The organism is Nitrospira defluvii, assembly GCF_905220995.1.
In the GTDB taxonomy this organism is placed as follows: domain Bacteria; phylum Nitrospirota; class Nitrospiria; order Nitrospirales; family Nitrospiraceae; genus Nitrospira_A; species Nitrospira_A defluvii_C.
Map to the genome: position 1 here is coordinate 302265 of NZ_CAJNBJ010000016.1, position 23382 is coordinate 325646.

25 protein-coding genes, 2 tRNA genes and 1 pseudogene are annotated in these 23382 nt (G+C 58.6%); 14 read left to right on the top strand and 14 right to left on the bottom strand.

The genetic code is table 11. The annotated features are described in order from the left end of the window. The first annotated feature begins 51 nt into the window (after positions 1 to 51). The 8 genes from KJA79_RS12950 to KJA79_RS23010 all read left to right on the top strand — a co-directional run bounded on the left by KJA79_RS12950 (position 52) and on the right by KJA79_RS23010 (position 5122). Positions 52 to 360, top strand: coding sequence for a helix-turn-helix domain-containing protein (locus KJA79_RS12950; RefSeq protein WP_213042472.1), 309 nt, complete (start codon positions 52 to 54; stop codon positions 358 to 360). After that, a complete protein-coding gene (locus KJA79_RS12955) occupies positions 357 to 1349 on the top strand; it encodes a replication initiation factor domain-containing protein (protein ID WP_213042473.1) in 993 nt (330 codons plus the stop codon). Before KJA79_RS12950 ends, KJA79_RS12955 begins: the two co-directional genes overlap by 4 nt. Positions 1350 to 1549: 200 nt before the next feature. Continuing rightward, positions 1550 to 1813 (top strand): hypothetical protein, encoded by a 264-nt coding sequence (locus KJA79_RS12960; RefSeq protein ID WP_080877170.1) that lies wholly within the window; start codon positions 1550 to 1552, stop codon positions 1811 to 1813. Between the two features lie 109 nt (positions 1814 to 1922). Next, a complete protein-coding gene (locus KJA79_RS12965) occupies positions 1923 to 3170 on the top strand; it encodes a hypothetical protein (RefSeq protein ID WP_213042474.1) in 1248 nt (415 codons plus the stop codon). After that, a complete protein-coding gene (locus KJA79_RS12970; RefSeq protein WP_213042475.1) occupies positions 3167 to 3442 on the top strand; it encodes a DUF2523 family protein in 276 nt (91 codons plus the stop codon). The genes KJA79_RS12965 and KJA79_RS12970 overlap by 4 nt, the downstream gene beginning before the upstream one ends. Positions 3443 to 3521: 79 nt before the next feature. After that, the gene (locus KJA79_RS12975) at positions 3522 to 4529 is read left to right on the top strand and encodes a zonular occludens toxin domain-containing protein (RefSeq protein WP_213042476.1); all 1008 of its coding nucleotides are present in this window, start codon (positions 3522 to 3524) and stop codon (positions 4527 to 4529) included. A gap of 161 nt (positions 4530 to 4690) precedes the next feature. Then, positions 4691 to 4906, top strand: a complete 216-nt coding sequence (locus KJA79_RS12980; RefSeq protein ID WP_213042477.1) for a hypothetical protein — start codon at positions 4691 to 4693, stop codon at positions 4904 to 4906. An 87-nt stretch (positions 4907 to 4993) separates the two neighbouring features. Continuing rightward, positions 4994 to 5122 carry a hypothetical protein gene (locus tag KJA79_RS23010; protein ID WP_281412688.1) on the top strand — a complete coding sequence of 43 codons (129 nt, stop codon included), beginning with the start codon at positions 4994 to 4996 and terminating at the stop codon, positions 5120 to 5122. On the opposite strand, the gene KJA79_RS12985 is transcribed toward KJA79_RS23010, so the two are convergent. Then, a complete protein-coding gene (locus KJA79_RS12985) occupies positions 5119 to 5622 on the bottom strand; it encodes a JAB domain-containing protein (RefSeq protein WP_213042478.1) in 504 nt (167 codons plus the stop codon). The two genes, KJA79_RS23010 and KJA79_RS12985, sit on opposite strands and share 4 nt — an antisense overlap. A gap of 239 nt (positions 5623 to 5861) precedes the next feature. Between KJA79_RS12985 and KJA79_RS12990 the strand changes: the two genes are divergently transcribed. Next, complete coding sequence (locus KJA79_RS12990) at positions 5862 to 6143, top strand: helix-turn-helix transcriptional regulator (RefSeq protein ID WP_213042479.1); 282 nt, start codon at positions 5862 to 5864, stop codon at positions 6141 to 6143. Between the two features lie 579 nt (positions 6144 to 6722). Then, positions 6723 to 7121: pseudogene (locus KJA79_RS23340) on the top strand (tyrosine-type recombinase/integrase); the annotation flags it as partial. Positions 7122 to 7312: 191 nt separating this feature from the next. Here the strand turns inward: KJA79_RS23340 and KJA79_RS13000 are convergent. Together KJA79_RS13000 and KJA79_RS13005 are read right to left on the bottom strand one after the other, a co-directional pair. Then, a tRNA-Lys gene (locus KJA79_RS13000) sits at positions 7313 to 7388 on the bottom strand. A 113-nt stretch (positions 7389 to 7501) separates the two neighbouring features. After that, a complete protein-coding gene (locus KJA79_RS13005) occupies positions 7502 to 8824 on the bottom strand; it encodes an adenylosuccinate synthase (protein WP_213042480.1) in 1323 nt (440 codons plus the stop codon). A gap of 487 nt (positions 8825 to 9311) precedes the next feature. Between KJA79_RS13005 and KJA79_RS13010 the strand changes: the two genes are divergently transcribed. Together KJA79_RS13010 and KJA79_RS13015 are read left to right on the top strand one after the other, a co-directional pair. After that, positions 9312 to 9387: transfer RNA gene (locus tag KJA79_RS13010), tRNA-Ala, on the top strand. 157 nt (positions 9388 to 9544) lie between these two features. Next, positions 9545 to 11386: an ABC-F family ATP-binding cassette domain-containing protein gene (locus KJA79_RS13015; RefSeq protein ID WP_213042481.1), complete on the top strand. Its 1842-nt coding sequence runs from the start codon at positions 9545 to 9547 to the stop codon at positions 11384 to 11386. Here KJA79_RS13015 and KJA79_RS13020 read toward each other — a convergent pair. Both KJA79_RS13020 and KJA79_RS13025 read right to left on the bottom strand, forming a co-directional pair. Beyond that, entirely contained in the window at positions 11383 to 11760 is a 378-nt protein-coding gene (locus tag KJA79_RS13020) for a PilZ domain-containing protein (RefSeq protein ID WP_213042482.1), read from the bottom strand. The genes KJA79_RS13015 and KJA79_RS13020 overlap by 4 nt on opposite strands. A gap of 41 nt (positions 11761 to 11801) precedes the next feature. Then, a complete protein-coding gene (locus tag KJA79_RS13025) occupies positions 11802 to 13040 on the bottom strand; it encodes a replication-associated recombination protein A (protein ID WP_246507633.1) in 1239 nt (412 codons plus the stop codon). Between the two features lie 219 nt (positions 13041 to 13259). Between KJA79_RS13025 and KJA79_RS13030 the strand changes: the two genes are divergently transcribed. Then, positions 13260 to 14066, top strand: a complete 807-nt coding sequence (locus KJA79_RS13030; protein WP_213042484.1) for an alpha/beta fold hydrolase — start codon at positions 13260 to 13262, stop codon at positions 14064 to 14066. Between the two features lie 4 nt (positions 14067 to 14070). Here the strand turns inward: KJA79_RS13030 and folE are convergent, their stop codons facing one another. From folE to KJA79_RS13075, 9 genes are all read right to left on the bottom strand, one after another. Then, complete coding sequence (folE, locus tag KJA79_RS13035) at positions 14071 to 14706, bottom strand: GTP cyclohydrolase I FolE (protein WP_213042485.1); 636 nt, start codon at positions 14704 to 14706, stop codon at positions 14071 to 14073. Continuing rightward, a complete protein-coding gene (locus KJA79_RS13040) occupies positions 14699 to 15148 on the bottom strand; it encodes a 6-carboxytetrahydropterin synthase (protein WP_213042486.1) in 450 nt (149 codons plus the stop codon). Before KJA79_RS13040 ends, folE begins: the two co-directional genes overlap by 8 nt. Before the next feature lie 125 nt (positions 15149 to 15273). Next, positions 15274 to 15594, bottom strand: a complete 321-nt coding sequence (gene erpA / locus KJA79_RS13045; protein ID WP_013250062.1) for an iron-sulfur cluster insertion protein ErpA — start codon at positions 15592 to 15594, stop codon at positions 15274 to 15276. A 63-nt stretch (positions 15595 to 15657) separates the two neighbouring features. After that, positions 15658 to 16014: a 2Fe-2S iron-sulfur cluster-binding protein gene (locus KJA79_RS13050; protein WP_213042487.1), complete on the bottom strand. Its 357-nt coding sequence runs from the start codon at positions 16012 to 16014 to the stop codon at positions 15658 to 15660. 12 nt (positions 16015 to 16026) lie between these two features. Continuing rightward, complete coding sequence (gene nuoF, locus KJA79_RS13055; protein ID WP_213042488.1) at positions 16027 to 17328, bottom strand: NADH-quinone oxidoreductase subunit NuoF; 1302 nt, start codon at positions 17326 to 17328, stop codon at positions 16027 to 16029. Between the two features lie 250 nt (positions 17329 to 17578). Next, the gene (locus tag KJA79_RS13060; RefSeq protein WP_246507636.1) at positions 17579 to 18166 is read right to left on the bottom strand and encodes a urate hydroxylase PuuD; all 588 of its coding nucleotides are present in this window, start codon (positions 18164 to 18166) and stop codon (positions 17579 to 17581) included. A gap of 107 nt (positions 18167 to 18273) precedes the next feature. Next, positions 18274 to 19215 (bottom strand): malate dehydrogenase, encoded by a 942-nt coding sequence (gene mdh / locus KJA79_RS13065; protein WP_213042882.1) that lies wholly within the window; start codon positions 19213 to 19215, stop codon positions 18274 to 18276. Between the two features lie 71 nt (positions 19216 to 19286). Beyond that, the gene (locus KJA79_RS13070) at positions 19287 to 19697 is read right to left on the bottom strand and encodes a hypothetical protein (RefSeq protein ID WP_213042489.1); all 411 of its coding nucleotides are present in this window, start codon (positions 19695 to 19697) and stop codon (positions 19287 to 19289) included. Between the two features lie 40 nt (positions 19698 to 19737). After that, complete coding sequence (locus tag KJA79_RS13075) at positions 19738 to 22773, bottom strand: nitric oxide reductase activation protein NorD (RefSeq protein WP_213042490.1); 3036 nt, start codon at positions 22771 to 22773, stop codon at positions 19738 to 19740. Between the two features lie 134 nt (positions 22774 to 22907). On the opposite strand from KJA79_RS13075, the gene KJA79_RS13080 reads away from it, so the two are divergent. Then, on the top strand, positions 22908 to 23348 hold the full coding sequence (locus KJA79_RS13080; protein ID WP_213042491.1) for a ferredoxin-thioredoxin reductase catalytic domain-containing protein: 441 nt from the start codon (positions 22908 to 22910) through the stop codon (positions 23346 to 23348). The last annotated feature ends 34 nt before the right edge of the window (positions 23349 to 23382 follow it).

Genomic DNA, 23382 nt, shown 5'->3' on the forward strand with positions numbered 1-23382 from the left:
CTCGGTAAGGTCGACACCGTGCGCAGCGGGTACCACTTGAGAGGAGATGCGATGAAAGCCTTGTTGTTAACAATCGATCAACTCGCGGCCATCTTACAGATCAGCGTGAAGTCCATTCGCCGTGCCTACCGCAAGGGCGAGATCCCGGTGGAACGGATCTGCCGGTTCGTGCGCTTTGACCTCGAACGGGTGAAGGAAGCGATGCAGGGCAACGGGCACGGACAGTCTCCTTTCTCCACACAGAAACAGGGACCGCGCAGCGCGACCGGCGGCGCCAGCCGGCGGCGCGCGCAGCGGACCCGCCCCCGACTTGGTAAGACGGGGGCGTCTATCGCACGGACCCCAAGGAGGAAGAAATGACAGTGTCAGGAGGATTCACTCAAACCATCGACTGGCTGGCCTTCACCCTCCCGAAGGCTGAGGTGGACGAGGTCATTAAGACGATTGGTGGGGACTGGTTCCAGAGTGAGACAGGGTTTCGTGGGTATCCCGTCGCGAGACTGATGACGCAGGGCAAGACGGGCGTGGGGAAACTAGGGACGGGTGCTCCTCGCAGTCCGAAGGAAGTGCATGTGGATCTCTCAGCCGGGATTGTTTCCCAGTGGGATGAGACCAAGCTGAAAACCATCTTGGCGTGGATCTTTGCCCAGAAAGGCCATGTGACACGAGTGGATGTTGCCCTGGACGACCGGGAGGCGACTGTCGCAGTCGAAACGGTTCGGCAAGCCGTGGAAGCCGGACAGGTCGTGAGCCGGTCCAAGCAATTCAAAGTGATCCAAGCGTCGAATCATCGCGAGGGAGTCCGGACCGGCGAGACACTCTACTTCGGCAGTCGGGAAAGTCAAAGCATGCTGCGGGTCTATGACAAACGGCTGGAACTCCAAGCCAAGGGCCGGGAAGACGCGGCCTCATACGGAGTCCGCTGGGAGATGGAACTCAAACAGGATCGAGGCCAAGCCTGCGCGAAAGCGTTACTGACACTCGATTCAGAGGACTGGCGGGCCTTTTTGGTCGGCGTGCTCCGCTCCTATGTGGATTTCCGAGAGACGACCAGAGAAGCCGAATCGTATGAAAAGTATCGGGCTCCCCTCCTCGCCTGGTGGGCAGGCCTCACCGAAGGCTTCAGACGATGCCGGCTCGTGGTCGAACGGATTCAACAACGGCTAGATGACGTGGCCGCCTGGCTCGCGCAATCAGTCAGTTCGATGCTGGCCGTGGTGGTGGCTTGTCGAGGCGATCAATTTTTGACGGAGCTGATCTATGCGGGGACTAAAAAATGGAAGCAGAAGCATTATGCCCTGCTGAAAGAACGGAGGAGAGGGACACCCTATGTCCTTACAATTTCGTGACGGAGGGTGGCAACGCATGTGTCCGGGATGTGGCGCGAGGGGCTGTCGGTGCAAGTGGGAACAGGGCGCCCTGTATCTGAGCTGTCGGGAATGCGATTCGGAATTTTGCTTCATTCCAAAAGTCCGGTCTGAAGGCCGGGGCGTGTGGGTCAGGCGCTTGGCTGATCCGAGTTCAATTCATCATTCAGGAGGGCACGAGGATGCAAGTCAAAGCAGAGGGGGCGGTGCAGGGGTATGTGGAACGGAGAAGTCGGGAGGGGAAAGTGTACCGATCGGTGGATCTCTATGTGAAGGGCCGAGATCCGGGGGTGCTTCGATTGGGGATTCCGGACGATCAGATGCCCTTGATCGAAGCCTGCAAGCAAGCCGAGGGCAAGCAAGCGAAAGTCTCGATCGAAGTGCGGAAATTCGAACAGACCGGACGGGTCTTCTTCGACCTATATGGATTGGAAGTTTTGAAATAACGGCAGAGGGAGGAAGGCCAGTGGATCTCACGATTATTCTCGTCGCGGTCTTATTACTGGCCTTCCTCACCGGCCTCGGAGTCGGACGGTTATGAAACTATGTTCTCTCATGGGTTATCTCGGGCTGATCTCGCTCCTGTTCGTGTCGTTTTGTCTGGCACCAGCCGAATCTCTCGCTCTTGAGACCACGCAATATGCGCGTGTGGTGGCCCAAGCCGAACGGATTGCCTATCTGGCTGCGCAACGCTCAGCCTTAGCGACCCAAGTGGCATCGGCGGCTGTAGCCCCGTCTGCCAGTTCCTTTGCGCTTCGGCTCGTCGCCGGTCCAGTCGGCTGGGCAGCCTTAGGTGTGGCCGGCGGATTAGTGCTGGCTCAAATGTATTACTCGCAGCCTGATCTCGCCGCGATCAAAACTGCCGCCTCAACCCCCGGGGGCTGGCAAGTCACGACGACCAATGCCGGGACGCAGACCTTTCCCGGTATGGGGTCTTCGTCACCGGGCAATGCGAGTTATCCGAACGCCAGCATTCAATTCAGCACGACCAATGTGCCCCTCTGCGCCATCGATACGGAGTATCAGCACGATTGGATGGTGGGCCCGTTTCAAAGTGTGAGTACCGCCGTCTTCTTTCCCGGCAATTTCTTCGTCAATGGTCCACCCGTTGGCGGCCAGACGCTCTATGTTTGTCATCGGGTCGGCATTCCCGGAAGTGCGCCACCACTTCAGGATGCCCTCATCCCGCCCACGCCTCAACAAGCGGCGAATTATGTCGGAGGCCTGCCGGCCAGCGATCCCAAATCGATCGAATCTCATACGAATCCGGTTGGCCTGAATGGGGCGACACAGCCTGCAGACACGACGATTTCACAACCGGTCACTCCCACTGAGATGCCGACGACGGTGAAGCCGAAGCCCATCCCCGCCGGCGATATCATCGTGGCCGATCATGTGGCACCGCCGGGAACCACGCCACAACAGAATACGCAGCAACAAACCACCACGACGACCACCACCACGACCCAGAATCCGGACGGCTCCACCACGCAGCACGAAGAGACGCAAGCGACCACCTCTTGTGCCGGGGGATCACACGAGAGCCGGACGTTCGGAACGGTGTTGCAAGCCCATCAGACAGTCTGGGCCAGTAGTGGCTTGCTCAGCGCTCTCAACTTACTCAAATCGCTGACCTGGCCCTCGACCTTGCCGGTGATCGCGTTGCCTTCGGTCTTGTTCGGGAATCAGCAAGTGGACTTCAACCAGTGGGCCTGGTTCTTCACGGTGCTCCGCACGCTCGTGATCGCCATTGCGTCTTTTGCCGCCTATCGCATCATCTTTGTCGGAGGCCAGACCACATGACGGCCATTCTGACGCTTATTTATTGCTGGCTGCAGGAGTTCTTCTTCTCGCTCACGGATTGGGGCCTGGGCATTTGGGACTCGGTACTCTCCGTGGCGGACAGCACCTTGAGCACAATCGGCACGGCAGGGCTCACGCTGCCGGTGATTCCCGATCAATACGCGTGGGTGCTGGGCGCGACGGGGATGAGCCAAGCGCTGGCCATTGTGGCGAGCGCCATGGGAACCCGATTCATTCTCCAAACGATTCCATTTGTGCGGTGGGGTTCATGAAAACGATACCGTCGATCTTAGCCTATGGATGGACGGCCCTTTTCGCGGGAACCCTCTGGCTGCTCTGGAGGCGTAGTCGATGATCGAACTGTATGAAGGCGTGCCGGGCTCCGGGAAGTCCTATCACGCAATCTGCGAGAAGTTCTTACCCTGGGTGAGGCAAGGACGACGACTCTATATCTCGGTGGATGGGATTTATCTGGATCGGCTCGCACTCTTTACGGGCATCGATCTGGAAACACTCGAACAACAGATTACGATTTGGAAAGACTCCGTCGAAGTCTTGCAAGCGTTTCCCCATGTCGAGCCTGGGTCGGCGGTCATTATCGATGAGGCGCAGACCGTGTTCCGGTCCATGCAGAAGGTCGAGCCGGGGCTGTTGCGCTGGCTCGAAACCCATCGGCATTACGGCGTGGATATTCTGCTCATGAGTCAGGATTTTCGCCAGATGTCGCAGGGCGTCACCCGATTGATCGAAGCGACGGTGAAGTTTCGCAAGCTGGCCTTTGTGGGTCTCTCGAAAAAGTATCAGGGCAAGGTGCGAGGCAATCCGGAAGATCACGAGACGATTCGCGCCTTCGTGGGCACGTACTCACCGGCAATCTACGCCTACTATTCCAGCTATGCCTCGGCGGCGATCCAGGAAGAGAAGCGGAGTCATACGATCTTCAAATCGGCGCGCATCGCCATCGGAATTGCCGCGGGCCTGTTCGCCATTGGCCTCATGGCCTGGCGTCCTTGGTCGTCCCTGAACAGCACGAAGGGCATTTCGTCGGCTGGACTTAGTGGGACTGCGACTCTGCCTCCATCTTCCGCCGCATCGGCGCCGGGGAGTTTCGTGAATCCCTTCGGTGCGTCTGTCCCCTCTGCAGCCACTCTGGTTCCACCGAAGCGAACGGTGCGAATCCTTGGCGGTGCCGGTTCGTCTGCGAATCGCCAAGGCTGGCGCTACTTGTTGGACAGCGGCGAGATTCTGACGGCTGCTCAGATTACCGGGCGCTATGGCCTGATGGTCTCCGAAGTCTATGAGGACGGCGCGATGCGGGTGATTGGCGAAGGAGTGTTCTATGGACCTGCCGGCGATTGAGGCGATGACCTATTTCACGGCGATCTTCTGGCTCGGCGGATTTGCCGTGGGGCTGATCATCAAACTGATTCTGCCTCAGAGTCACTGAGGCACTCGACCGTCGGCGAGTATTCCGGCGGCGCGGGTGGACGAATCCACCAGATAGCACAAGGAGGTGCTCTATGAAGGGTGTGGGATGGGTGAAGGGACTCACCGGGTTCCTGACGGCGTTGGTCTTCGCCTTGGGCGTGCCGGCGTTGTCGCAGGCGCAGTTGTTTCCGGTGTCGGCGGATGTGGCCACGGTGCGGGCCGATCTGCTCTTGTGGGCGGCGGCCCTGATTGGGGTGGCATTGGCCATCTACGCGTTTAAACGCGTGAAGGCGATTGTGGGCGGGTAAGGCCCATCGAGGCAGGCTGGCAGCAGCCTGCCTCCTTTCTCGCAGCACATGACAGCACGAGCAGTGTGACGGCAAAGGAGTTTAAGGATGACGGCGCAACAGATTCACACCATCGGCAATGCGCTGGCTACTGACCTGGTCGCCTGGGGAACGGCAGCAATTGGCCTGGCACTCGTGGCCGCAGGAGCGGCCTGGGTGTTGCGGCTGCTGCGCTAAGCGCCGGGCCAGCCCTGGTCGGCGAAGCTATAGTAGCGTTCTTCGGCCAGGACGAGATGATCCAGCAATGGAATACCGAACAAGTCTCCAGCTTCGCGGAGACGTTTGGTCAAGACGCGATCTTCTGGGCTTGGGGTGATGTCGCCGGAGGGATGATTGTGGGCACAGAGCCAGGCGCCGGCATTCATGAGGATCAGGGGTTTAAATACTTCACGCGGATGGACAATGGTCAGATTGAGCGACCCGGTGGAGACAACATTGATCCCGATCAGACCATGTTTCGCATCGAGACCGCAGATCAGAAATTGCTCGCGGTCCAGACCGGTAAACAACGGTCGGAGGATGGCCACGGCGCCTTCCGACGTGTGGACCGACTCAGTAACCGGAATGGCACGGCCTTCCCGCACAAGCGTGACGCGGTACCGAGGGACACCGTATGTTCGAACCGGGTTCAGTGGCCGTCCACCGTTCGAGGAACCGAGAGAACTTTCAACGGACATGTCCGCCTCCTTCTAAAATTATGTTCTAGCCCCACCCTTCACAAACCAAGGGTGGGGCGTAACGAAGGAGACGGCACGGGGCTCTCGCAGCGGGCAGGCCTGAAGGGGCGGAGACCGGCACGGAGGGGACCAGGAAGGCCAGTCCGCTGCTCCCCCGGCCACGGGTCGTGACCACTGGGGGCTCACTCCTCAACCCAAACCGGACGGTACAAAGGCGTTTCAGTGAAAGCGGGAAAAGAATGAATCAGGAACGGCAAGCCAGCGCGACGTTGGAAATCATGACCCTGGCCGAAGCAGCGGTCTATCTGCGCGTGTCGAAATCCACGCTGTATCAGCGAAAGGATATCCCCCGGCATCGCATGCCCGGATCACGGGAAGTCAGATTCTTCAAAGACGAACTGATGGCATGGGTGAAACACGGCGAGGTGAGAGCGATGGAGACCGCGACGAATGGGCCAGTTTTCCCACTGGACAGCGCCACTGCCAGTGTTTACCATCGGAACCCAAAATATCGGGGATGACCCATGGCCTATACGATTACCAAGCGACGCACGACCAAAGGGATCGCCTTTGACCTCTATTTCCGGTGGAAGGGGCAACGGTATCGTCCCCTACTCGGCTATGACCTCTCGCCCGATCAAGCACAACAGTGTGCCATCGAACTCATTCATAGAATTCAAACGCAAGAGGTCGAGAAACCGCGTTCGCTCCTGACGCTACGGGATGTGTTGCCGTTGTATTGGCAGGCCTTCGAAGTTAAAAAGCGGATCGATCGCACACGACCAAAAGGCATTTTGGAGAATCACATTCTATCGTGCCATGCCTGCGTCAGAAACGACTTCCCCTGCAGTCATCGTTTTGGACATCAGCCGCTCGCGTCGCTCAAACCGGAGGATGGTCTCAGATATGTGAAGGCACGATTAGACGAAGGAGCGACGGCCGGCACTGTCCGGCGTGAATGGCAGGTGCTCAATCGGATTCTGAATGTGGCCGTGCGCTATGAGAAATTGGACAGAAACCCGTTGAAGCATGTCGAACTACCTGACGCAGAAAAACGAACCAGAATCGCAGAACCAGAGGAACTGGCTCTCATCAGCAAGATGCGGGAGAACGATCCGACGAAGCTCGAATGCCGGCAAGAGCTCTGGCGCATTATTCAGGTAGCCGTCTCCGTCGGTCTACGAGAAGGGAAAATTCTGGAGATCGAACGGTCGTGGGTGAAGAAGCGAGAAGATGGATATTGGCTGTGTCTCCCCCCCGCCGCAAGCCGTATTAAGGGCACCCCAAAAGAAGTACCGTTGAACCGCACGGCCTTACTTGCCTTAGGCGCTGAGATCCCTTCGCTTGCCGATGGCCGTGTCTTTCGCCATTGGACGCACCAGCGGGCATTTAAGGAATATTGGAGTGAAACCTGTCGCCGAGTCGGAATTCACGATCTGCACTTTCACGACCTTCGGCATACGTTCGCGACCAGACTCCAGCGCATCGGGGTGGATTACGAAGTGCGGCAGGCGCTCCTTGGCCATCGCATGCCCGGCATGACCGCGAACTATTCACATGGGGGTCCGGAGTGGGATCGAAAGCTGAGATCCGCCGTGGAAGGACTCGAAAAAGCCTATCCGTTGTCCTATGGATTGTCCTATGAGACTAAGGCGGCAGTGGGGCAAACTGCAGAAGTCATTGATTTGAATGGTGAGTCGGCTGGGATTCGAACCCAGGACCCTCGCCTTAAAAGGGCGATGCTCTACCGACTGAGCTACCGACTCTCCAACACACGGCGGGCCACGACTATCAGTCTGGACTCGTGGCGGGAAGGATCATACCATTGACGCATGACCGTTCGCTACGGCGAGTCACCGTCGCCGGAATGATACAATACCTATCGTGAACGTTTCGACTGGATACGGCGACCGGCCTTAAGCGGATTGTTGAGGATGATGGTTTCATCACGCCGCGAGCCGGTGGAAATCATATCGATCCGGCACTCAGCTAACTCTTCAATCCTCGCGAGATAACGCTTGGCCTCTGCAGGCAATTTTTTGTAGGTCGTCACGCCGGTGGTCGGGGCACTCCAGCCACGCACCCGCTCATACACCGGTTCGCAATTCGTCAACGCCTGCAAGTCTGACGGCATCTCTCGATGAAGCTTGCCATTCACGCGATAGCCCGTGCAGATCTTGAGCTCCTTGCATCCATCCAACACATCCAACTTGGTCACGGCCAGCGACGCCAAACCATTCACTCTGGTGGCATGACGCACAATGACGCTGTCGAACCAGCCGCATCGGCGAGCACGCCCCGTCGTCGCACCGAATTCTTTCCCGCGCTCCTGTAACCAACCGCCCACTTCGTCAGTTAATTCAGTCGGAAATGGACCACTGCCGACGCGCGTGGTGTAGGCTTTGGTAATCCCCATGACAGCATCGATTTTCGTGGGCCCCACGCCGGTTCCCGTGCAGGCGCCGCCAGCCGATGAACTCGATGAGGTCACGTAGGGGTAGGTACCGAAATCGACATCCAAGTGGGTGCCCTGAGCGCCCTCAAACAAGACTGTCTTGCCGGCATCCACCGCTTTATTGACGACCAGGGTCGTATCGATGATGTAACTCTTCAATCGATCGGCATAGCCCATGTACTGCTGATACACCTTTTCCAACTCGAAACAGTCCACCTTGTGGAGTTGTTCCAACAACCAATTGATATCGACAAGATTTTCTTCGAGCTTCTGCTTGAACAGCGGAGGGTTCAGCAAATCACCCATTCGAATCCCGATCCGCGCCATTTTATCCCCGTAGGAGGGACCGATGCCGCGCCCGGTGGTGCCAATGCGACGCACGCCCTTCGACTGCTCGGACGCTTTATCAATCGCTTTATGATAGGGCAGGATCAAGTGCGCACGGTCACTGACGGCAAAATTCTTCGCGATCTTCACGCCCTGCCCTTGCAAATGGTCCATTTCTTCGATCAAGGCCCCTGGGTCGACCACGACGCCGTTCCCGATGAGACACCGCGTGCCTCGATACAAAATGCCGGATGGGATGAGATGGAAGATGAACGTATCCCGCGCATTGATGACGGTATGGCCGGCATTGGACCCACCCTGGTACCGCACGACCATATCGGCATCCTTCGCAAGAATGTCGACAATCTTCCCTTTGCCTTCGTCGCCCCACTGGGAGCCGATGATGACGAGATTCGCCATTGTTCGCTGCCTCTGCTCCTTCCTGACCTTGCTGCGCTCGAAAAAAAAGCCCTGACCGCGTACTGATCAGAGCCGGAAGGGCATCATGGTAGGATTCGCCTCCCGGTTTGTCAAGCAACGTTTTCAGGCAGGAGCTTTCGCCCGTGCGCCGCAACCGCACTTCTTTTCTTTCCGAAACGAGATACATCTGGCCATGTCTTGAACCCATCTCCTGATCCCTGCTCTTCCGCCAAACGCGCAAACACTTGGGGGCTTCACTGCTTATCTCTGCTCCCCAAGATGGCATGTGCCGCGCCCTTTTGTCTGCGCGCGTCCAACGAGGGCCTTCCACGGCCGCGCGTGGCGCGAGCATAACAGGGCACGGCGCATCGCCGTCTCCCCACCCTTTTCTTGACTGACAAAAACCGGCCGTGCTAGATTGCAGAGTTACATCTGCACCCGTGCTCGTGTTTCCGGTGCCTGTGCACATACAGATGCAAGCTTGCGTGGGGCTGTGGCGCAGTTGGGAGCGCGCGTGAATGGCATTCACGAGGTCGCCGGTTCAATCCCGGCCAGCTCCACCAAATCAAGCTTGTCCGGCCAACATTCCGAATGTCTGCGGGGATATCCACTCTCCATCAGTCAAGGCGTGGCCGCCAACCGGCGCATCCACGAACGCTGACATTCCATAGCGGATTCCTCGTCGAACGCGTCACCCCATACACCGAGTGATACTGATCCATGCTTCAGCTTGAGTCCGTCCATAAGCAATTTTCGACCAAAGTCCTGCTCGAAGGAGCCACGGCTCACCTGCGTCCCGGTGCGCGCGTGGGTCTTGTCGGCCCGAACGGAGCCGGAAAAACCACGCTGTTCCGGATGATCTTGGGTGAGGAATCTCCCGACAAGGGCACCATTCGCAAACGCCCGCGACTGCGCGTCGGCTATCTCCCGCAAGAATTGGAAACCATCGTCGGGAAGACTGTGCTCGATGCCGTGCACCGGGACATGTACCCCGAACATGAGGCCGAACGCATCCTGATGGGGCTGGGTTTTTCCGTCGCTGACTTTTCGCGCCCGATTGAAAATCTCTCCGGTGGATACCGCATGCGGGTCGCCCTGGCACATTTGCTCCTCTCGAACCCCGACGTGCTCATGCTGGACGAGCCGACCAACCACTTGGACAAACCAACCCAGCGGTGGTTTGAACGGTTTCTGCTCGACTCCAATCTCACGCTCCTGGTGATCAGCCACGACACGAAATTCCTCGATAGCATCGCCACACACATTTGGGAACTCCGCGATCGTACACTGCAGGAGTACCGCGGCAATTACACGAAGTTTCAGGAGCTACGCGCCGCCAGGGACGCCCAGATTGAAGCGGCCGCGAACCGCCAGAGCAAGGAAGTGGCTCGCGTCCAAAACTTCATCGACCGCTTTCGATACCAGGCGAATAAAGCCAAACAGGTGCAGTCGCGCATCAAGCAACTGGACAAGGTCAAGCTGATTGAGCGGCAACGCGACACCAAGCGCGTGCGCTTTAAGTTTCCCCTGCCGGCAGCCAGCGGCCGCCACGTGTTGGAGCTGAAGGGCGTGGCCAAGAGTTACGGCGAAAAGATCATTTACCAGTCCCTGAATTTCGCGGTGGAACGCGGGCAACGCATCGCGCTGGTAGGTGAGAATGGCGCCGGCAAAAGCACGCTTCTCAAGATGCTCGCCGGTGTACTGCCGTTTGAAAAGGGCTCACGCCATGTCGGACACGGTGTCACCCTCCACTATTTCGCCCAGCATCAGGCCGAATCGTTGAACCCGGACGACACGATTCTCGAATCCCTCGCCGAGGTCTCGGCCCAGGCGGAAACGAATTTCCTCCGCGGCATTGCCGGGGCATTTTTATTTTCAGGCGATGACCAGAAAAAACCGATCAAGGCCCTCAGCGGCGGCGAACGCAACCGCGTGGCTCTGGCGCGCATGCTGGTGGAACCGGCCAATACCCTGTTGCTCGACGAGCCGACCAACCACCTCGACCCCGCGTCGGTCGATATGCTGACCGACGCCATGACGGATTTTCCCGGGACCATCATTTTTATCTCCCACGATCCGACGTTCCTCGCCCGCGTCGCAACCCTCATCGTGGAAGTGGACGACGGCCAGGCCAAGAACTACTTGGGTGACTACGAATATTATCTGTGGAAAAAAGCGCAGGAATTCGAATCGATCAAGGAAAGCAGCGCGGAGCTTGCCGCCGCCAAAGCGGACAAATCCGCCGGCCCCACGAAGGCCATGACCTCGCAAGTGCAACCGAAATCTCAGGGCGGTGAACGGCGCGACCTGAGCAAAACGCAGGCACGCCTCGAGAAGCAGGTCTCACGGGCGGAGTCCGAGATCGCGACCATGGAACAGAAGGTCAAAGCGCGGGAGCAGGAATTGGCCGATCCTGCACTGTATCGGGAACATGGTCGATGGGGAGAGCTCCAGCAAGAACTAGAAAGTTGGAAGAAAGAACTGGAACGGCTCACTGCGCGCTGGGAGTCGTTGTCGCAGGAGTTGCAGGACGTGCGGGAGAAACTGACGGCGGCGGGTTAATTCCCCGACTTTAACGTCTCCTCAAGATAGTAATACAACCAGCGGTTTTTTTCTTTCGTCACCAGATCATCCCACACCACCCCGAGTAACGTCCCCTTCTCCCACGGTTTCGCCCAGGCCACCGTAGCAGTCAATTTCTCCTGCTGCTCAACGAGGTGGGGGTCAAGAAACGCCAACGAGACCGTAATCTTCGCGCCGATCGGCAGGGTTTCTTTGGAATGCAGTCCGGCGCCGATCTTATTGACATTGTTGAGCACCGCCGTGAACCCCTTGGCGCCGCTCTGAGGCGAGACCAGGGCCGACCCAACCAGGGTCGCGCGGACATACTTTCGGCGTTCGGTGACACTCTCGGCTGAATGGGACTGACGCGGCATCGGCACCTCGGCGCCCAGTATAACCGGAACGACAGGTTTGTCTAGCCCCTTTCTTTATCAGAGGAGGGTGTGCGAGGGCGATAGTAGCGCGCGCCTTTCAGAGAATCGGGCAGGTGGCCTTGATCGCGGCTGGCCGCCGGATCGTCATGGACATACCGGTACCCCTTCCCATACCCGAGGTCCTTCATCAGCGAGGTCACGGCATTTCGCAAATGCAGCGGGACACCGAGGTTGCCATATTGCCGAGCGTCACGACGTGCCTCCTGTAACCCCACATAGGACGCGTTATCTTTCGGGCGGGAGGCAAGATAGGTCGTACCCTGCGCCAGATTGATCTGTGCCTCCGGAAGTCCCACGAACTCTACGGCCTGCGCGACGGCATTGGCGATCACCAGCGCCTGAGGATCGGCATTGCCGATATCCTCCGACGCGAAAATCACCATGCGGCGGGCAATGAATCGAGGGTTCTCTCCACCTTCCAGCATCCGCGCAAGCCAATACAACGCCCCATCCGGATCTGAATCCCGCAGGCTCTTAATGTAGGCCGACACGAGATTGTAATGCTCTTCGCCCGACTTGTCGTAGCGCAGTGACTGAGCCATCAACGCGGTATCCAGGAGCTCGGCATCGATAGTCCTCGTGCCATCACGGCTCACTGGAGCTTGGCCGGCCACAAACTCCAGCGTGGTCAACAAGCTCCTCGCATCGCCGTTGCCGAAGGCAATCAACCGTTCACGGGCCGCAGGCTCTATGGTGAGCCGAAGTGAACCAAGGCCGCGTTCCGAATCGGCAATGGCACGTTCGAGAATCGAGCCGAGTGCCTCTCCTGTCAACGGCTGGAGTACAACCACAAGGGAGCGGGACAGCAGGGGCGCGATCAGTTCAAAGGAGGGATTTTCGGTTGTGGCCCCGATGAGGACGACCGTTCCCCGTTCGACATGGGGCAAAAAGGCATCTTGCTGGGCTTTGTTGAACCGGTGGATCTCGTCCACGAAGAGCGTGGTCGCCCGCCCCGTGGCTCGCCGCTGCTCTGCGGCTTTGATAATCTCGCGTAGCTCCGGTATGCCTCCGGTCACTGCTGAAAACGGCACGAACTGCGATTTCGTATACTGCGCCACCAGCCCGGCCAATGTGGTTTTCCCGCAACCCGGCGGCCCCCAGAAAATCACCGATGAAAGTCGATCCTCCTCGATCGCTTGCCTCAGCGGGCGGCCAGGCCCCACCACGTCATCCTGCCCCACCAGATCATCGAAGTGTCGCGGACGTAAGCGTTCCGCCAATGGAACCCTTCCGACAGGGGTCGAGCCCCGAGGGACAGCAAAGAGATCGCCTGTGGAATCGTGGGCCTGCATTCTCACTCCGCATCACGGCAACGCAGTCATTCTATACGCCGCACCGGAATCACCGCAAATTGAGGCTCTGCTATCACTCAGGCTCTTGCTTCTCTCACGCGGCAATGCTACGAACGATCGAGCGGCGTGTTCAGCAAGGATTGCATCATGTTTTTTCACGTGAACGGCATCAGACTCGCGTACGACGACCATGGCACGGGTGTCCCTCTGGTCTTTCTTCACGCTTTTCCGTTGAATCGCTCCATGTGGGCACCGCAAGTGGCCGCGCTCTCACAGCAATTCAGAACCATTGCCATCGACCTCCGTGGACACGGCGAATCGGACGCCCCCCTCTGGTCATTCTCACTCGACCAGTACGCCGATGACGTTTCAGCACTGCTCGATCACCTGGCCATTCCTCAAGCCGTCCTGGTCGGACTCTCCATGGGCGGGTATGTCAGCCTAGCGTTCTCTAAAAAATACGGCCATCGACTGCGGGCGTTGATATTGGCCGACACCCGCGCCCAGGCCGATAGCGCAGAGGGACGAACGGGGCGTTATCATCTGGCGCAAACGGCTTACACGAAAGGAGCGACGGCCGTCGCGGAAACCATGCTTTCGAAATTGCTCGGCACGACGTCACTGCAGCACAAATCAGAATTGGTGGCCTACGTGCGCGAGACGATCCATCAGGCACCAGTGAGCGGCATTCTAGTGGACCTCATGGCCATGGCAGACCGTCCAGACTCCCTGGCTCATCTCCGGACCATCACCTGCCCGACGCTGGTGGTGATCGGCCAAGAAGACTTCACGACTCCCCTCGCCGACGCCGAGCTCATGGCGCGCGAAATCCCCGGTGCCCGGCTGGCCGTTATTCCAGCCGCCGGACACGTGAGTAATCGGGAACAACCTGAGGTCTTTAACGATCTGCTGCGGGGGTTCGTCGAGGGACTACCAAACACACCGGGCGCGTGAACGACTAATTTCCGTCCCTCACGCTACTACCGCGAATCAACGTCAAGAATTCTTCCCGCGTCTGCTGCTGGGTCCGAAACACGCCGAGCATGGAACTGCTGACCGCCACCGTATTCTGCTTCTCCACGCCTCGCATCATCATACAGAGGTGCCGCGCTTCCATCACTACCGCCACCCCATGGGCATTCAACTTCTTCTTGAGCGTTTCGGCGATCTGCAACGTTAACCGTTCCTGCACTTGCAGCCGCCGGCTAAATGCATCGACGACTCGTGGGATCTTACTGAGGCCCACGACTTTTTTGTTGGGCAGATATCCCACGTGACACTTCCCGAAGAACGGAAGCAGGTGATGCTCACACATACTGAAGAAGTCGATGTCCTTCACGATCACCATCTCATCGTACTCGATGGGAAAGAGCGCTCCGTTGAGTAGGTGATCGATATCTTGGCGGTAACCCTGCGTCATAAAACGCATAGCCTTGGCGACACGCTTCGGTGTGTTCAGCAGTCCGTTTCGGTCAGGATCTTCTCCCAACTCCACGAGGAGTTGCGTCATCAGCCCTTCAATCGGATCCTGACCCGACGCCTCGCCAGCCACCTTCGACCGTCTGGCGCGGGATCCGGAAACTACTTTAGCCATGCCTCACTCCATCTTCTGCCCGCGTCTGCGCTGCGGACCCGGAATATTCGAAGTAGTTGTCTCGCGTCTCGATCACCCCGACCTTGACGAGCCGTCCCGCCGGCATCTCGTTCACGAGCAGATTCCAGATCAGCAGGACCAGGTTTTCCCCCGTCGTCGTTTGGCTCGCAAACTCAGGATCCTGATTTAAGTCCTGATGGTCGAAACGCCGCACCACGGTCCGCTCGACCACGGCGTCCAGTTTCAATACGTCCACCACTTGGTGACTGCGGGGATCGATCTCCCCCCTCACGGAGACGAACACCACATAGTTATGCCCATGTCCGTTTGGGTTGTTGCACTTGCCGAAAATGGTCCGGTTGTCTTCCACGGATAGTTGGTCGGTATGCAGACGATGGGCGGCGCAAAACCGATACCGGCGCGTGACGGTAGCCTGTGACATCCGAGCAATACCCCCGACAGATTGACACAACGAACAAGCCGGGAGGGCTACCCGTTAGGAAGGGAGCCACTCCCGGCTTGATGGTTCACTCAACTCACGACATTCCGGCTCTGCCACCGGAAGTCTTATGCACTGAAGGAGCTGCCACACCCGCAGGTGGTCTTCGCTTGTGGATTCTTGATGGAGAATCCGGACCCCTGCAAGCTATCGACATAATCGACTTCCGCCCCCTGCAGCAGCGGCGCACTTTGGGAGTCCATGATGACCTTCACATCACCTTTTTCGATAACCGTATCGTCATCGGCCATTTTCGACTCAAATGCCATTCCATACTGATAGCCGTGGCATCCTCCGCCGCGGACGTAAATCCGCAGCCCGACGACGTCCTTCTCCTCAGTCATGAGTTCTTTTATTTTCTGCTCGGCCAATTGCGTAATCGTTACCATCGTTGTTCCTCCTTCTGGTCTACGTGTTCGGCACGTTGTCTTACTCTACCATCTCGCGGGAACTTACGGAAGCCCGACCCCTCTTTTCTCACCCTGGCCCGACGACGAGGACGTCGGTTGAGCCCATTTGGTCTCGGGGACTCTGACCACGACATCACCCAGCACCCGCGCTTGGCACCCAAGCCGATGCCACGGTTCTGAAAGGGCTTCGCGATCCAATAAATCCTGTTCGTCAAAATCGATTTCAGACAGGTTGTCTCCGCCAGCCTGGACCTCGACTCGACAGGTCGTACACGACGCATTGCCGCCGCAATCATGATTCAGTTGGAAACCGAGCGCTTTGGCCGCTTCCAACAGTGTGAGGTTGGCGTCGACTTCCCCGCTGCGCCCCTGGGGATGGAGAAAACTCACATGCGGCATCCCACAGCCCCTCTAGCTCTTCGCGCCGGCCCCGGTGTGCGCAGGCTGAAACGGACAGCGCTGCAGTCGAATGTGTTCCTCAAATTCATGCTGGAACAACCGGAGACTACTCTGCACCAACACTGCGGCGCCGGTGATGAGCGTACAATAGCCCGTGCCTTTCACAAATCCGCAGAGTTGCAGGAGAGAGTCCAGATCCTTTTGGCTACCTTCACCTCGCTCAATTTTCTCGACCAGCGTAGCCAGATTGATCGTACCCATTCGGCAAGGAGGACATTGTCCGCAGCTTTCGCCCTTGAAAAAGTTCGAATACTTGAGGGTTGCCGCCACCATGCAGGTCGCATCATCAATGACGATAGTTCCAGCCGAACCGAGCCCGGTCCCGGCCTTCTTGAGCGAATCAAAATCCATCGGCAGGTCCAGTTGGTCGGCCGTGACCATTGAGAACGCCGGGCCTCCAGGAAACACGGCCTTGATCTTCCGTCCATTCGGAACGCCCCCGCCGCACGTCTCGATCAGGTCCCGAATCGTGACGCCCATCGGCATTTCATACACGCCAGGCCGATTGACCGATCCGCTGAGCGAGAAGAGCATGGTGCCGGGACATTTCTCAGTCCCGACCTGAGTGAACCATGCGGCCCCATTCTTCAAAATCTGAGGGATATTGCACAAGGTTTCGACATTGTTGACCAGCGTCGGCTTCCCATACAGGCCGAAGTCCGTGGGATAAAATGGCGGCTTCTGCCGGGGCATCGCAGGACGCCCTTGCATCGATTCCAACATCGCCGTCTCTTCTCCCGCCACATAACTGCCGTGACCGGAGAACACCTCTAGATCCAAGTCGACACCCGTGCCCAGAATATTCTTCCCCAACAGGCCGCGCTCACGCGCCTGAGCAATGGCTTTCCTCAGATTCGCTTCTTCTTCCTCGTACTCATGGTTCACATAGATATAGGACGCCTTCGCGTTGACTGTTCGTGACGCGATCAGGCAGCCCTCGATCAGTTGATGTGGGATATGTTTCAGGAGATGACGGTCCTTGAAGGTCCCTGGCTCATGCTCACCGGCGTTGCAGACGAAATAGCGCTCCTGCACCCGATGATTGAGCACCTTGTCCCATTTGATACCGGTTGGGAAACCGGCGCCACCCCGCCCACGCAGACCGGCCTTTTTGATTTCTCCGACCACGTCAGCGGGCGTCAGGTCCTTCAGACACTTTCGCCATGCGTCGTAGCCGCCGGTCTTGAGGTAGGGGTCGATTTCCCATGGCGCCCCATCAAGCTTCTGCAATACCCGTGGTTGAGGTAGGGTCACGTTGTTCCCTTTCGGGGGTCACACCCCCAGATTAGCAGGTGGCTACTATACGGCTGCGATTCAAGAGCCGTCAAGCCACGTTCGCCTGATTAGGCCTCAATCTCAAGCAGTTAGGCCTGATGGACCTACGACGACTCAGCCCAAAGACTCGCCGGAATCGGCGGGCAACTCACGGCAAGAGCGAAAGCAAGAAAAAGGGGACTGATCACCCTCTCGGATAACCAATCCCCATATATATCCGGACACCCTGCTACTTTAGATGGCTCCCAGCGCCCATGAAAAACAGCATCGGGATCGACAACAGGAAGTTGATCCGCGAAGCATACAACGCGGTCTTACCCCACTGAGCCATCTCCGGCGGAGCTGGTGTGCCCTGTGCGGCAGCAGCCACCGCCGCAATCACTTTCTTCTGATTTGGCCAGATCACGCCATGCACATTTCCCATCATGATGATGCCGAGCAGCCCACCGATGCCTAGCGCCATGGCCCCGGTCCCCCCCTTCGCATAGAGGTAGCCATAGAGGACGATGCCGGCAAGCACGGTTACCGTAGCCCCATGTCGGAACCAATTCAGCGCCGCCGGCATCAGCTTCGGGATGACGATGTTCTTCGTCGGTCCGTCCAAGCTCTTGAGAAAGCCAGCATTGATCAGGTTGAAGAAATACAACAGTCCGATCCAGGTAATACCGGCCAGGAAATGAACCCAGCGAATGACCAGTCCGAACCAGTCGGCCTCACCCACTCCCACTCCCGCCATCCCCAAATAGACGACTATCAATCCGACAGCAAGCGCAAACCCTGCGCCCAATGTCTGATACGGATCCTCGAGAAATTTCATACGCCCCCCAACTGTAACGGTTTACTGCCAACCACGTTCTCTACTGCAGGCTGCCGAGGCTTGTCAAGAACCGGCACGCCCTGCCCTGTTGCGCTCAAGCCTGTGGGCTAGGCGGTCATCAGACGATCAACCACACCACACAGCTCTCGCACCGCATCGGCTGAGGCCTGCAAGGCGCGCCGTTCTTCGGCCGTCAGCTCATATTCCACAATGGACTCTCCACCGGACCGGCCCAACGTCACCGGCACACCGACAATCACATCCTTCAACCCATATTCCCCTTCGCACAACATCGCACAGGGGAGCACACGCTTCTGATCGTTCATGATCGCTTCGACCATATCAACCGCCGCAGCCGACGGTGCATAAAACGCGCTGCCGGTCTTGAGCAGTCCCACGATCTCCGCCCCGCCGTCCTGCGTGCGCTTGATCAACGCCGCCAGCCGATCCTGAGGCAGCCGGTCGGTAATGGGAGTACCGGCCACCGTCGTTTGCCGCACCAACGGCACCATCGTATCGCCGTGGCCGCCCAACACCATGGCTTGCACATCCATCCCGGACACATGCAACTCTTCCGCAACGAACGACCGCAATCGGGCCGTGTCCAGCACCCCTGCCATCCCGAGCACCCGCGATTTCGGCAGCCTGCTGACCTGACGTGCCACATGCACCATGGCGTCCAAGGGATTGGTGACCAGGAGCAAAATGATGTTCGGCGAACGCGACACCAATTCCTGCACGACGGATCTGACGATCTTGGCATTCGTCGCCAGCAGTTCATCACGGCTCATGCCCGGCTTGCGGGGGATCCCCGAGGTGATGACAGCGATGGACGACCCCGCAGTCTCGTCATAGCCGTTCGTCCCGACAACTCTGGTGCTGTAGCCGCACACCGGGCCGGCCTGGGTAATATCCAAGGCCTTGCCCTGCGGAACCCCCGGAACAATGTCGACGAGCACGACCTCGTAGGCATCCTTCTCGGCCAACCGCTGCGCGACCGTTCCCCCGACGTTTCCCGCACCCACTACCGTAATCTTTGGTCGTCCCATCATCCCACCTCGTGAAGCGTGAAACGTGAAGCGTCAGGCGCAAAGTCCCCTTTGCACCCACCGTTTACCCTTCACGTCGGTTCATGACCCGTCCAGCCGCCGACCTTGAAATTGATCGTGCAGACAAAATTGTCTCCGTCATAAAAATTCACTTTGATTTTCTTCTTTCCATACGTCGTCGCGAGGAACTCTTCCGGCGCATCTACCAGTCCCTGGTATCCGCCCGGTGGATATTCCCCCAACTCATGAAACACCACGATCATGCCGGACTTTACTTCCTCAAGAAGCTTGGCCGTACAACGCGGATAAATCTCCCAAAACTTCGCGTCAATCTCCTCCCGTGTTGGCTCGGGCCGTTCCTCGCCGGGCTTGATGTCTCGATTCGCAAACTTGGCCTGCCGCCGGACATAGGGATACTGATGTCCCGTGAACAGCTTATACAGCCAGGGTGGCACGGTCGGTCGTGGTGACTGCTCAAACATCGTAGCGTGCTCCAATACTGAAAACCGTTGAGGTGACCGATCAGGCGGTCAGCCGATGGTAAATCCTCGGCAGCTTCTCCGGCAACCCCTCCACACGATCAATGACCACGTACCGTACGTCTCCGTACATCCGCCGCAGATAGGGATCCGCCTGCTTGTCGATCGTGATACACACCGGCTCGATGCCGCAGGCCCGGGCTTCCCGCAGCGCCACACGGGTGTCTTCAAGCGCATACTCGTCCTTGTACCCGTCATCCAACGGCCGTCCGTCACTGATGACGACCAGTAATCGCGTCTTCGCCTGGCGGGCGAGCAGTTTACTCGTGGCATGGCGGATCGCCGCCCCGTCACGATTCTGCTGAAGCGGAACGATCCCCCCCAATTTGGCGCCCGCTCGACCGGTCACCGGCTCATCGAACCCTTTGATCACCACAAAATCCACCTGATGCCGTCCCTGTCCCGAATACCCATAGACCGCGAATTGGTCGCCGATCGCGGTGAGCGCCTCGCACAACAACACCAACCCCTGCTTTTCAATGTCGATGATCCGTCTCCCCTGCTCCACCTGTCGGCTGGTGGAACCGCTGAGATCGACTAGGAACGCCGCCGCCACCTCCCGCTCCCGCTTTTCCCGCCGCACATACATCCGCTCCGATGGTTCAATACCTGCCTTCAGATCAGCGAGCCGACCGACGAGGGCGTCCATGTCCAAGTCTTCACCGTCTACCTGGCCGGGCATTCGCCGAAGTCCGGGGGGACGCAGACTCTCAAAATACCGTCTCAACAGCCGGACCGGTCCGCGCTGAGCCGCCAAGGTCGCTTCGACAAACTCCGATGCCCCCTCGGCCGCTTCTCGCTCCAACACGCGGGACCAGTTCATGCGATAGTCCTGAATGGCGGCATCCCATTCATGGTATCGCACCGCCTTGGTCGCCCCGGCCTTCTCATCCTGAGGTTGGCGCCCCTCGCCCTCCACCGCCAACATCTCTTCCACCATGCTGGGCGGGCGTCGCCCAGCAACCAACATCTCTTGCGATGTCTGCTGCGATCGCGCCGTGCCGGCGCCTGACGAGCCACCGGAATCGCCGGCCAAGCCGGTACCACCCTCGCTGTCCCCCTGGCCGGAAGCCGCGCGATCCTCAGAACTCGAGTCGGCTCGATCTCTCACCAGGTTGGGATCCATCGCACCGCGGTAGTCCCAGTTGTCCATAGAGCGATAGGTCTCGGATAGATCCTCCGACGACTTGGGAGCAGGGATCGACTGTTCGGGCACCTCTGCCTCATCCTGGGTGGGAATCGTTTCCCGGCGAACCCTGAGCAACTCGTCCATCCGCACATAGAGCCGATCGGCGAGTCGTACCGCCTCCTCAGCACTTGCTTGCGCATGAAAGATCGTCCGACAGAGTCCCCAGAGCTCCTCGACCTCACGTTTCACGGCATCAGGAATCAAAACGGAATCTGCCTCGGTGGTGGAGAGGAGCAGCAACTGGTCGACGACCAGTTCCCGCACCGTCATCCCATGCGCAAGACCTCGAACACTCACCGCGTCTTTGGCAATCAAGGCCAAATCCCGGCTCAATCCCGGATATTCGGCGCGCAGCAAATACTCCACCCTGGCATCCTCGAGGAGGGCCCAGAGATCGCGGATCAGACCGGGTTGAGGATATCGTGCAAACACATCCCCCAGGCTGCGGGCTTCCCGTGAGGCCTTGCGCCCATATCGTTGCGCAAGTTCCTGAGTCAGGTCCTGCAGGCAGGCGATGGGCAAGTCGAAGGTACCGAATTCGAGGTGGCCAGCTTCATGCGCAGTCATAACCATATAGAGGCGCACATTCTCGTCATACGTCGGATAACGTCGAACGATAGAGGGAAGTCCGATACTCCGACCGTCTTCACTGACCGTGGCGCGAGCCATGGGCTGGACCGACTCAAGCGCATGAGGCAGATCGTGGATACGCACATCCCGACCACAGAGCGCCTGCGCAAACAAGCTGACACGCCGCGCGATCTGGCGAAGCGGCACACCACTCATCGCCTGCGACAGCGCGCCCAACGCCTTCTCCGATTCCATCGCAAAATAGGCGCGTCCCCCGTCGAGGCTGAATTCCAACACCTCCATGCCGGAAGCGAACCAGGCCTGGAATTTCTCGACCGCCCCGTCGCCGGATCCGATCAGGGCGACCAATTCAGGACAACGCCGGAAATAGGCCAGGGCCGTGTCGGCATCACGCTCGGCCAGCAGCAGTCCGTAGCGCAACACCTGCACCCGCCATTCGTCGTTCGGCAAACCGCGAAGAATCGACGGGGCCTCTGCCAAGGCCGTAATGCCGGCTTCCGGCGAACGCTCAGCCATCTGCGCGCCCAATCGCATGACATGATGGCGTTGCTCCTGATCAGCGATGTCTTGCAGGATGGAGGGACTTGTCCGGAAAAACTCCAACGCCCCCAAATAATCCGGCTTACCGAGACTGTTCTCCACGATCAATTGCATCCCGAACCGCACCCACGGACGCACCAGCTCTGGCGTCAACACGGGCGCGATGGAGGGAATTTGACGGATATATTCCACGGCCAAGGCAAAATCCGTCTCCGCCAGTTCGCAGGCCAAGTCCAGCCAGGTGGGCCAGTCGTCCGGCGACAGCACGCTGATGACGTCCGGCGCAATCCGAATAAACTCCACCGCCACGTTGGCCTGCCGATCGGCAAGCTCCAGCCCCGCCGTCAGCACGACTCGTCGTTGCGGCGGTTCGAGCAGACCCAGCAGGATCGGACTTTCTTTAAAGAATCGCAGGGCCAAGGCCCCGGAATCCGCGGCAAGAGCCACTCCCAAATCCAACCAGGGCAACACCTCGGCAAGAAGTCCCCGGCGTTGCAACTCCGCCAAGGCGTCAATGGCTCCCCTCGCTGCTTTCGGGGCCTCATCCGTGAGCTCTTCCAGCAGCACCAATACCCCGTCCAACGTGTCAGGCCTGACGGACGATTCGGCGATGGTGGTCACCACTGCCGCAGCAGAGTCCCCTCCAAGTTGGTCGGCAAGCAGATCAAGAAGTTGTTGGGACGCGCGCCCAGACGCCATGGCTGAATAGTCCGTTGTAAGGGAAGTCGTGGATTGTAAAGGACACAATTTCGCTTGTAAACTGTGTCCGCACGGGCAAGACCTATCAATGACCGGCAGACGTTTACCTGGGCGAAAGGAACGCGAGGGACGGAATGGCTGAGCCAAGCAAAGAAAGTCTCGAGAAGATGTGGAAGTATGTCAAAGGCTTCGCTGAGAAGAGCGGCACGAGCATGCACCCGAATCAGGCGGTGACCAACGCCGTCGTTCTGGGATTGGCCGCGCACATCGACGAGTTAGGCAAGCCACTCTGCCCCTGCAACTTCTACCCCGACAAACAGGCCGAATCCAAGTTGCGGCGCTGGATGTGCGCGTGCGACGAAATGCAGATCTATAAATATTGCCACTGTTTGCTCTTCGTGAACGAAGAAGGCATGCCAATCACCGAGTACCTGCCCGAGGACCACGAAGGGCGTCAATGCTACGGCCTCGTCCCTGATCCGACTCCTGACAAGGGCCGGGCGCTCCGGCACAAGGCGCTGCCCATGGCGACAAAGGACGCACCTCCTGCTTCCCCTCCGGATCCCGCGGTGTAAGCGTGCGCAGTGACAGCCGACGACAGAAAGCACT

Excerpts from the sequence above, each read along its gene's own strand:
- KJA79_RS12950 (WP_213042472.1), top strand. The coding sequence starts at position 52 with ATGAAAGCCTTGTTGTTAACAATCGATCAACTCGCGGCCATCTTACAG.
- KJA79_RS12955 (WP_213042473.1), top strand. The coding sequence starts at position 357 with ATGACAGTGTCAGGAGGATTCACTCAAACCATCGACTGGCTGGCCTTC.
- KJA79_RS12960 (WP_080877170.1), top strand. The coding sequence starts at position 1,550 with ATGCAAGTCAAAGCAGAGGGGGCGGTGCAGGGGTATGTGGAACGGAGA.
- KJA79_RS12965 (WP_213042474.1), top strand. The coding sequence starts at position 1,923 with ATGGGTTATCTCGGGCTGATCTCGCTCCTGTTCGTGTCGTTTTGTCTG.
- KJA79_RS12970 (WP_213042475.1), top strand. The coding sequence starts at position 3,167 with ATGACGGCCATTCTGACGCTTATTTATTGCTGGCTGCAGGAGTTCTTC.
- KJA79_RS12975 (WP_213042476.1), top strand. The coding sequence starts at position 3,522 with ATGATCGAACTGTATGAAGGCGTGCCGGGCTCCGGGAAGTCCTATCAC.
- KJA79_RS12980 (WP_213042477.1), top strand. The coding sequence starts at position 4,691 with ATGAAGGGTGTGGGATGGGTGAAGGGACTCACCGGGTTCCTGACGGCG.
- KJA79_RS23010 (WP_281412688.1), top strand. The coding sequence starts at position 4,994 with ATGACGGCGCAACAGATTCACACCATCGGCAATGCGCTGGCTACTGAC.
- KJA79_RS12985 (WP_213042478.1), bottom strand. The coding sequence starts at position 5,622 with ATGTCCGTTGAAAGTTCTCTCGGTTCCTCGAACGGTGGACGGCCACTG.
- KJA79_RS12990 (WP_213042479.1), top strand. The coding sequence starts at position 5,862 with ATGAATCAGGAACGGCAAGCCAGCGCGACGTTGGAAATCATGACCCTG.
- KJA79_RS13005 (WP_213042480.1), bottom strand. The coding sequence starts at position 8,824 with ATGGCGAATCTCGTCATCATCGGCTCCCAGTGGGGCGACGAAGGCAAA.
- KJA79_RS13015 (WP_213042481.1), top strand. The coding sequence starts at position 9,545 with ATGCTTCAGCTTGAGTCCGTCCATAAGCAATTTTCGACCAAAGTCCTG.
- KJA79_RS13020 (WP_213042482.1), bottom strand. The coding sequence starts at position 11,760 with ATGCCGCGTCAGTCCCATTCAGCCGAGAGTGTCACCGAACGCCGAAAG.
- KJA79_RS13030 (WP_213042484.1), top strand. The coding sequence starts at position 13,260 with ATGTTTTTTCACGTGAACGGCATCAGACTCGCGTACGACGACCATGGC.
- folE (WP_213042485.1), bottom strand. The coding sequence starts at position 14,706 with ATGGCTAAAGTAGTTTCCGGATCCCGCGCCAGACGGTCGAAGGTGGCT.
- KJA79_RS13040 (WP_213042486.1), bottom strand. The coding sequence starts at position 15,148 with ATGTCACAGGCTACCGTCACGCGCCGGTATCGGTTTTGCGCCGCCCAT.
- erpA (WP_013250062.1), bottom strand. The coding sequence starts at position 15,594 with ATGGTAACGATTACGCAATTGGCCGAGCAGAAAATAAAAGAACTCATG.
- KJA79_RS13050 (WP_213042487.1), bottom strand. The coding sequence starts at position 16,014 with ATGCCGCATGTGAGTTTTCTCCATCCCCAGGGGCGCAGCGGGGAAGTC.
- KJA79_RS13060 (WP_246507636.1), bottom strand. The coding sequence starts at position 18,166 with ATGAAATTTCTCGAGGATCCGTATCAGACATTGGGCGCAGGGTTTGCG.
- mdh (WP_213042882.1), bottom strand. The coding sequence starts at position 19,215 with ATGGGACGACCAAAGATTACGGTAGTGGGTGCGGGAAACGTCGGGGGA.
- KJA79_RS13070 (WP_213042489.1), bottom strand. The coding sequence starts at position 19,697 with ATGTTTGAGCAGTCACCACGACCGACCGTGCCACCCTGGCTGTATAAG.
- KJA79_RS13075 (WP_213042490.1), bottom strand. The coding sequence starts at position 22,773 with ATGGCGTCTGGGCGCGCGTCCCAACAACTTCTTGATCTGCTTGCCGAC.
- KJA79_RS13080 (WP_213042491.1), top strand. The coding sequence starts at position 22,908 with ATGGCTGAGCCAAGCAAAGAAAGTCTCGAGAAGATGTGGAAGTATGTC.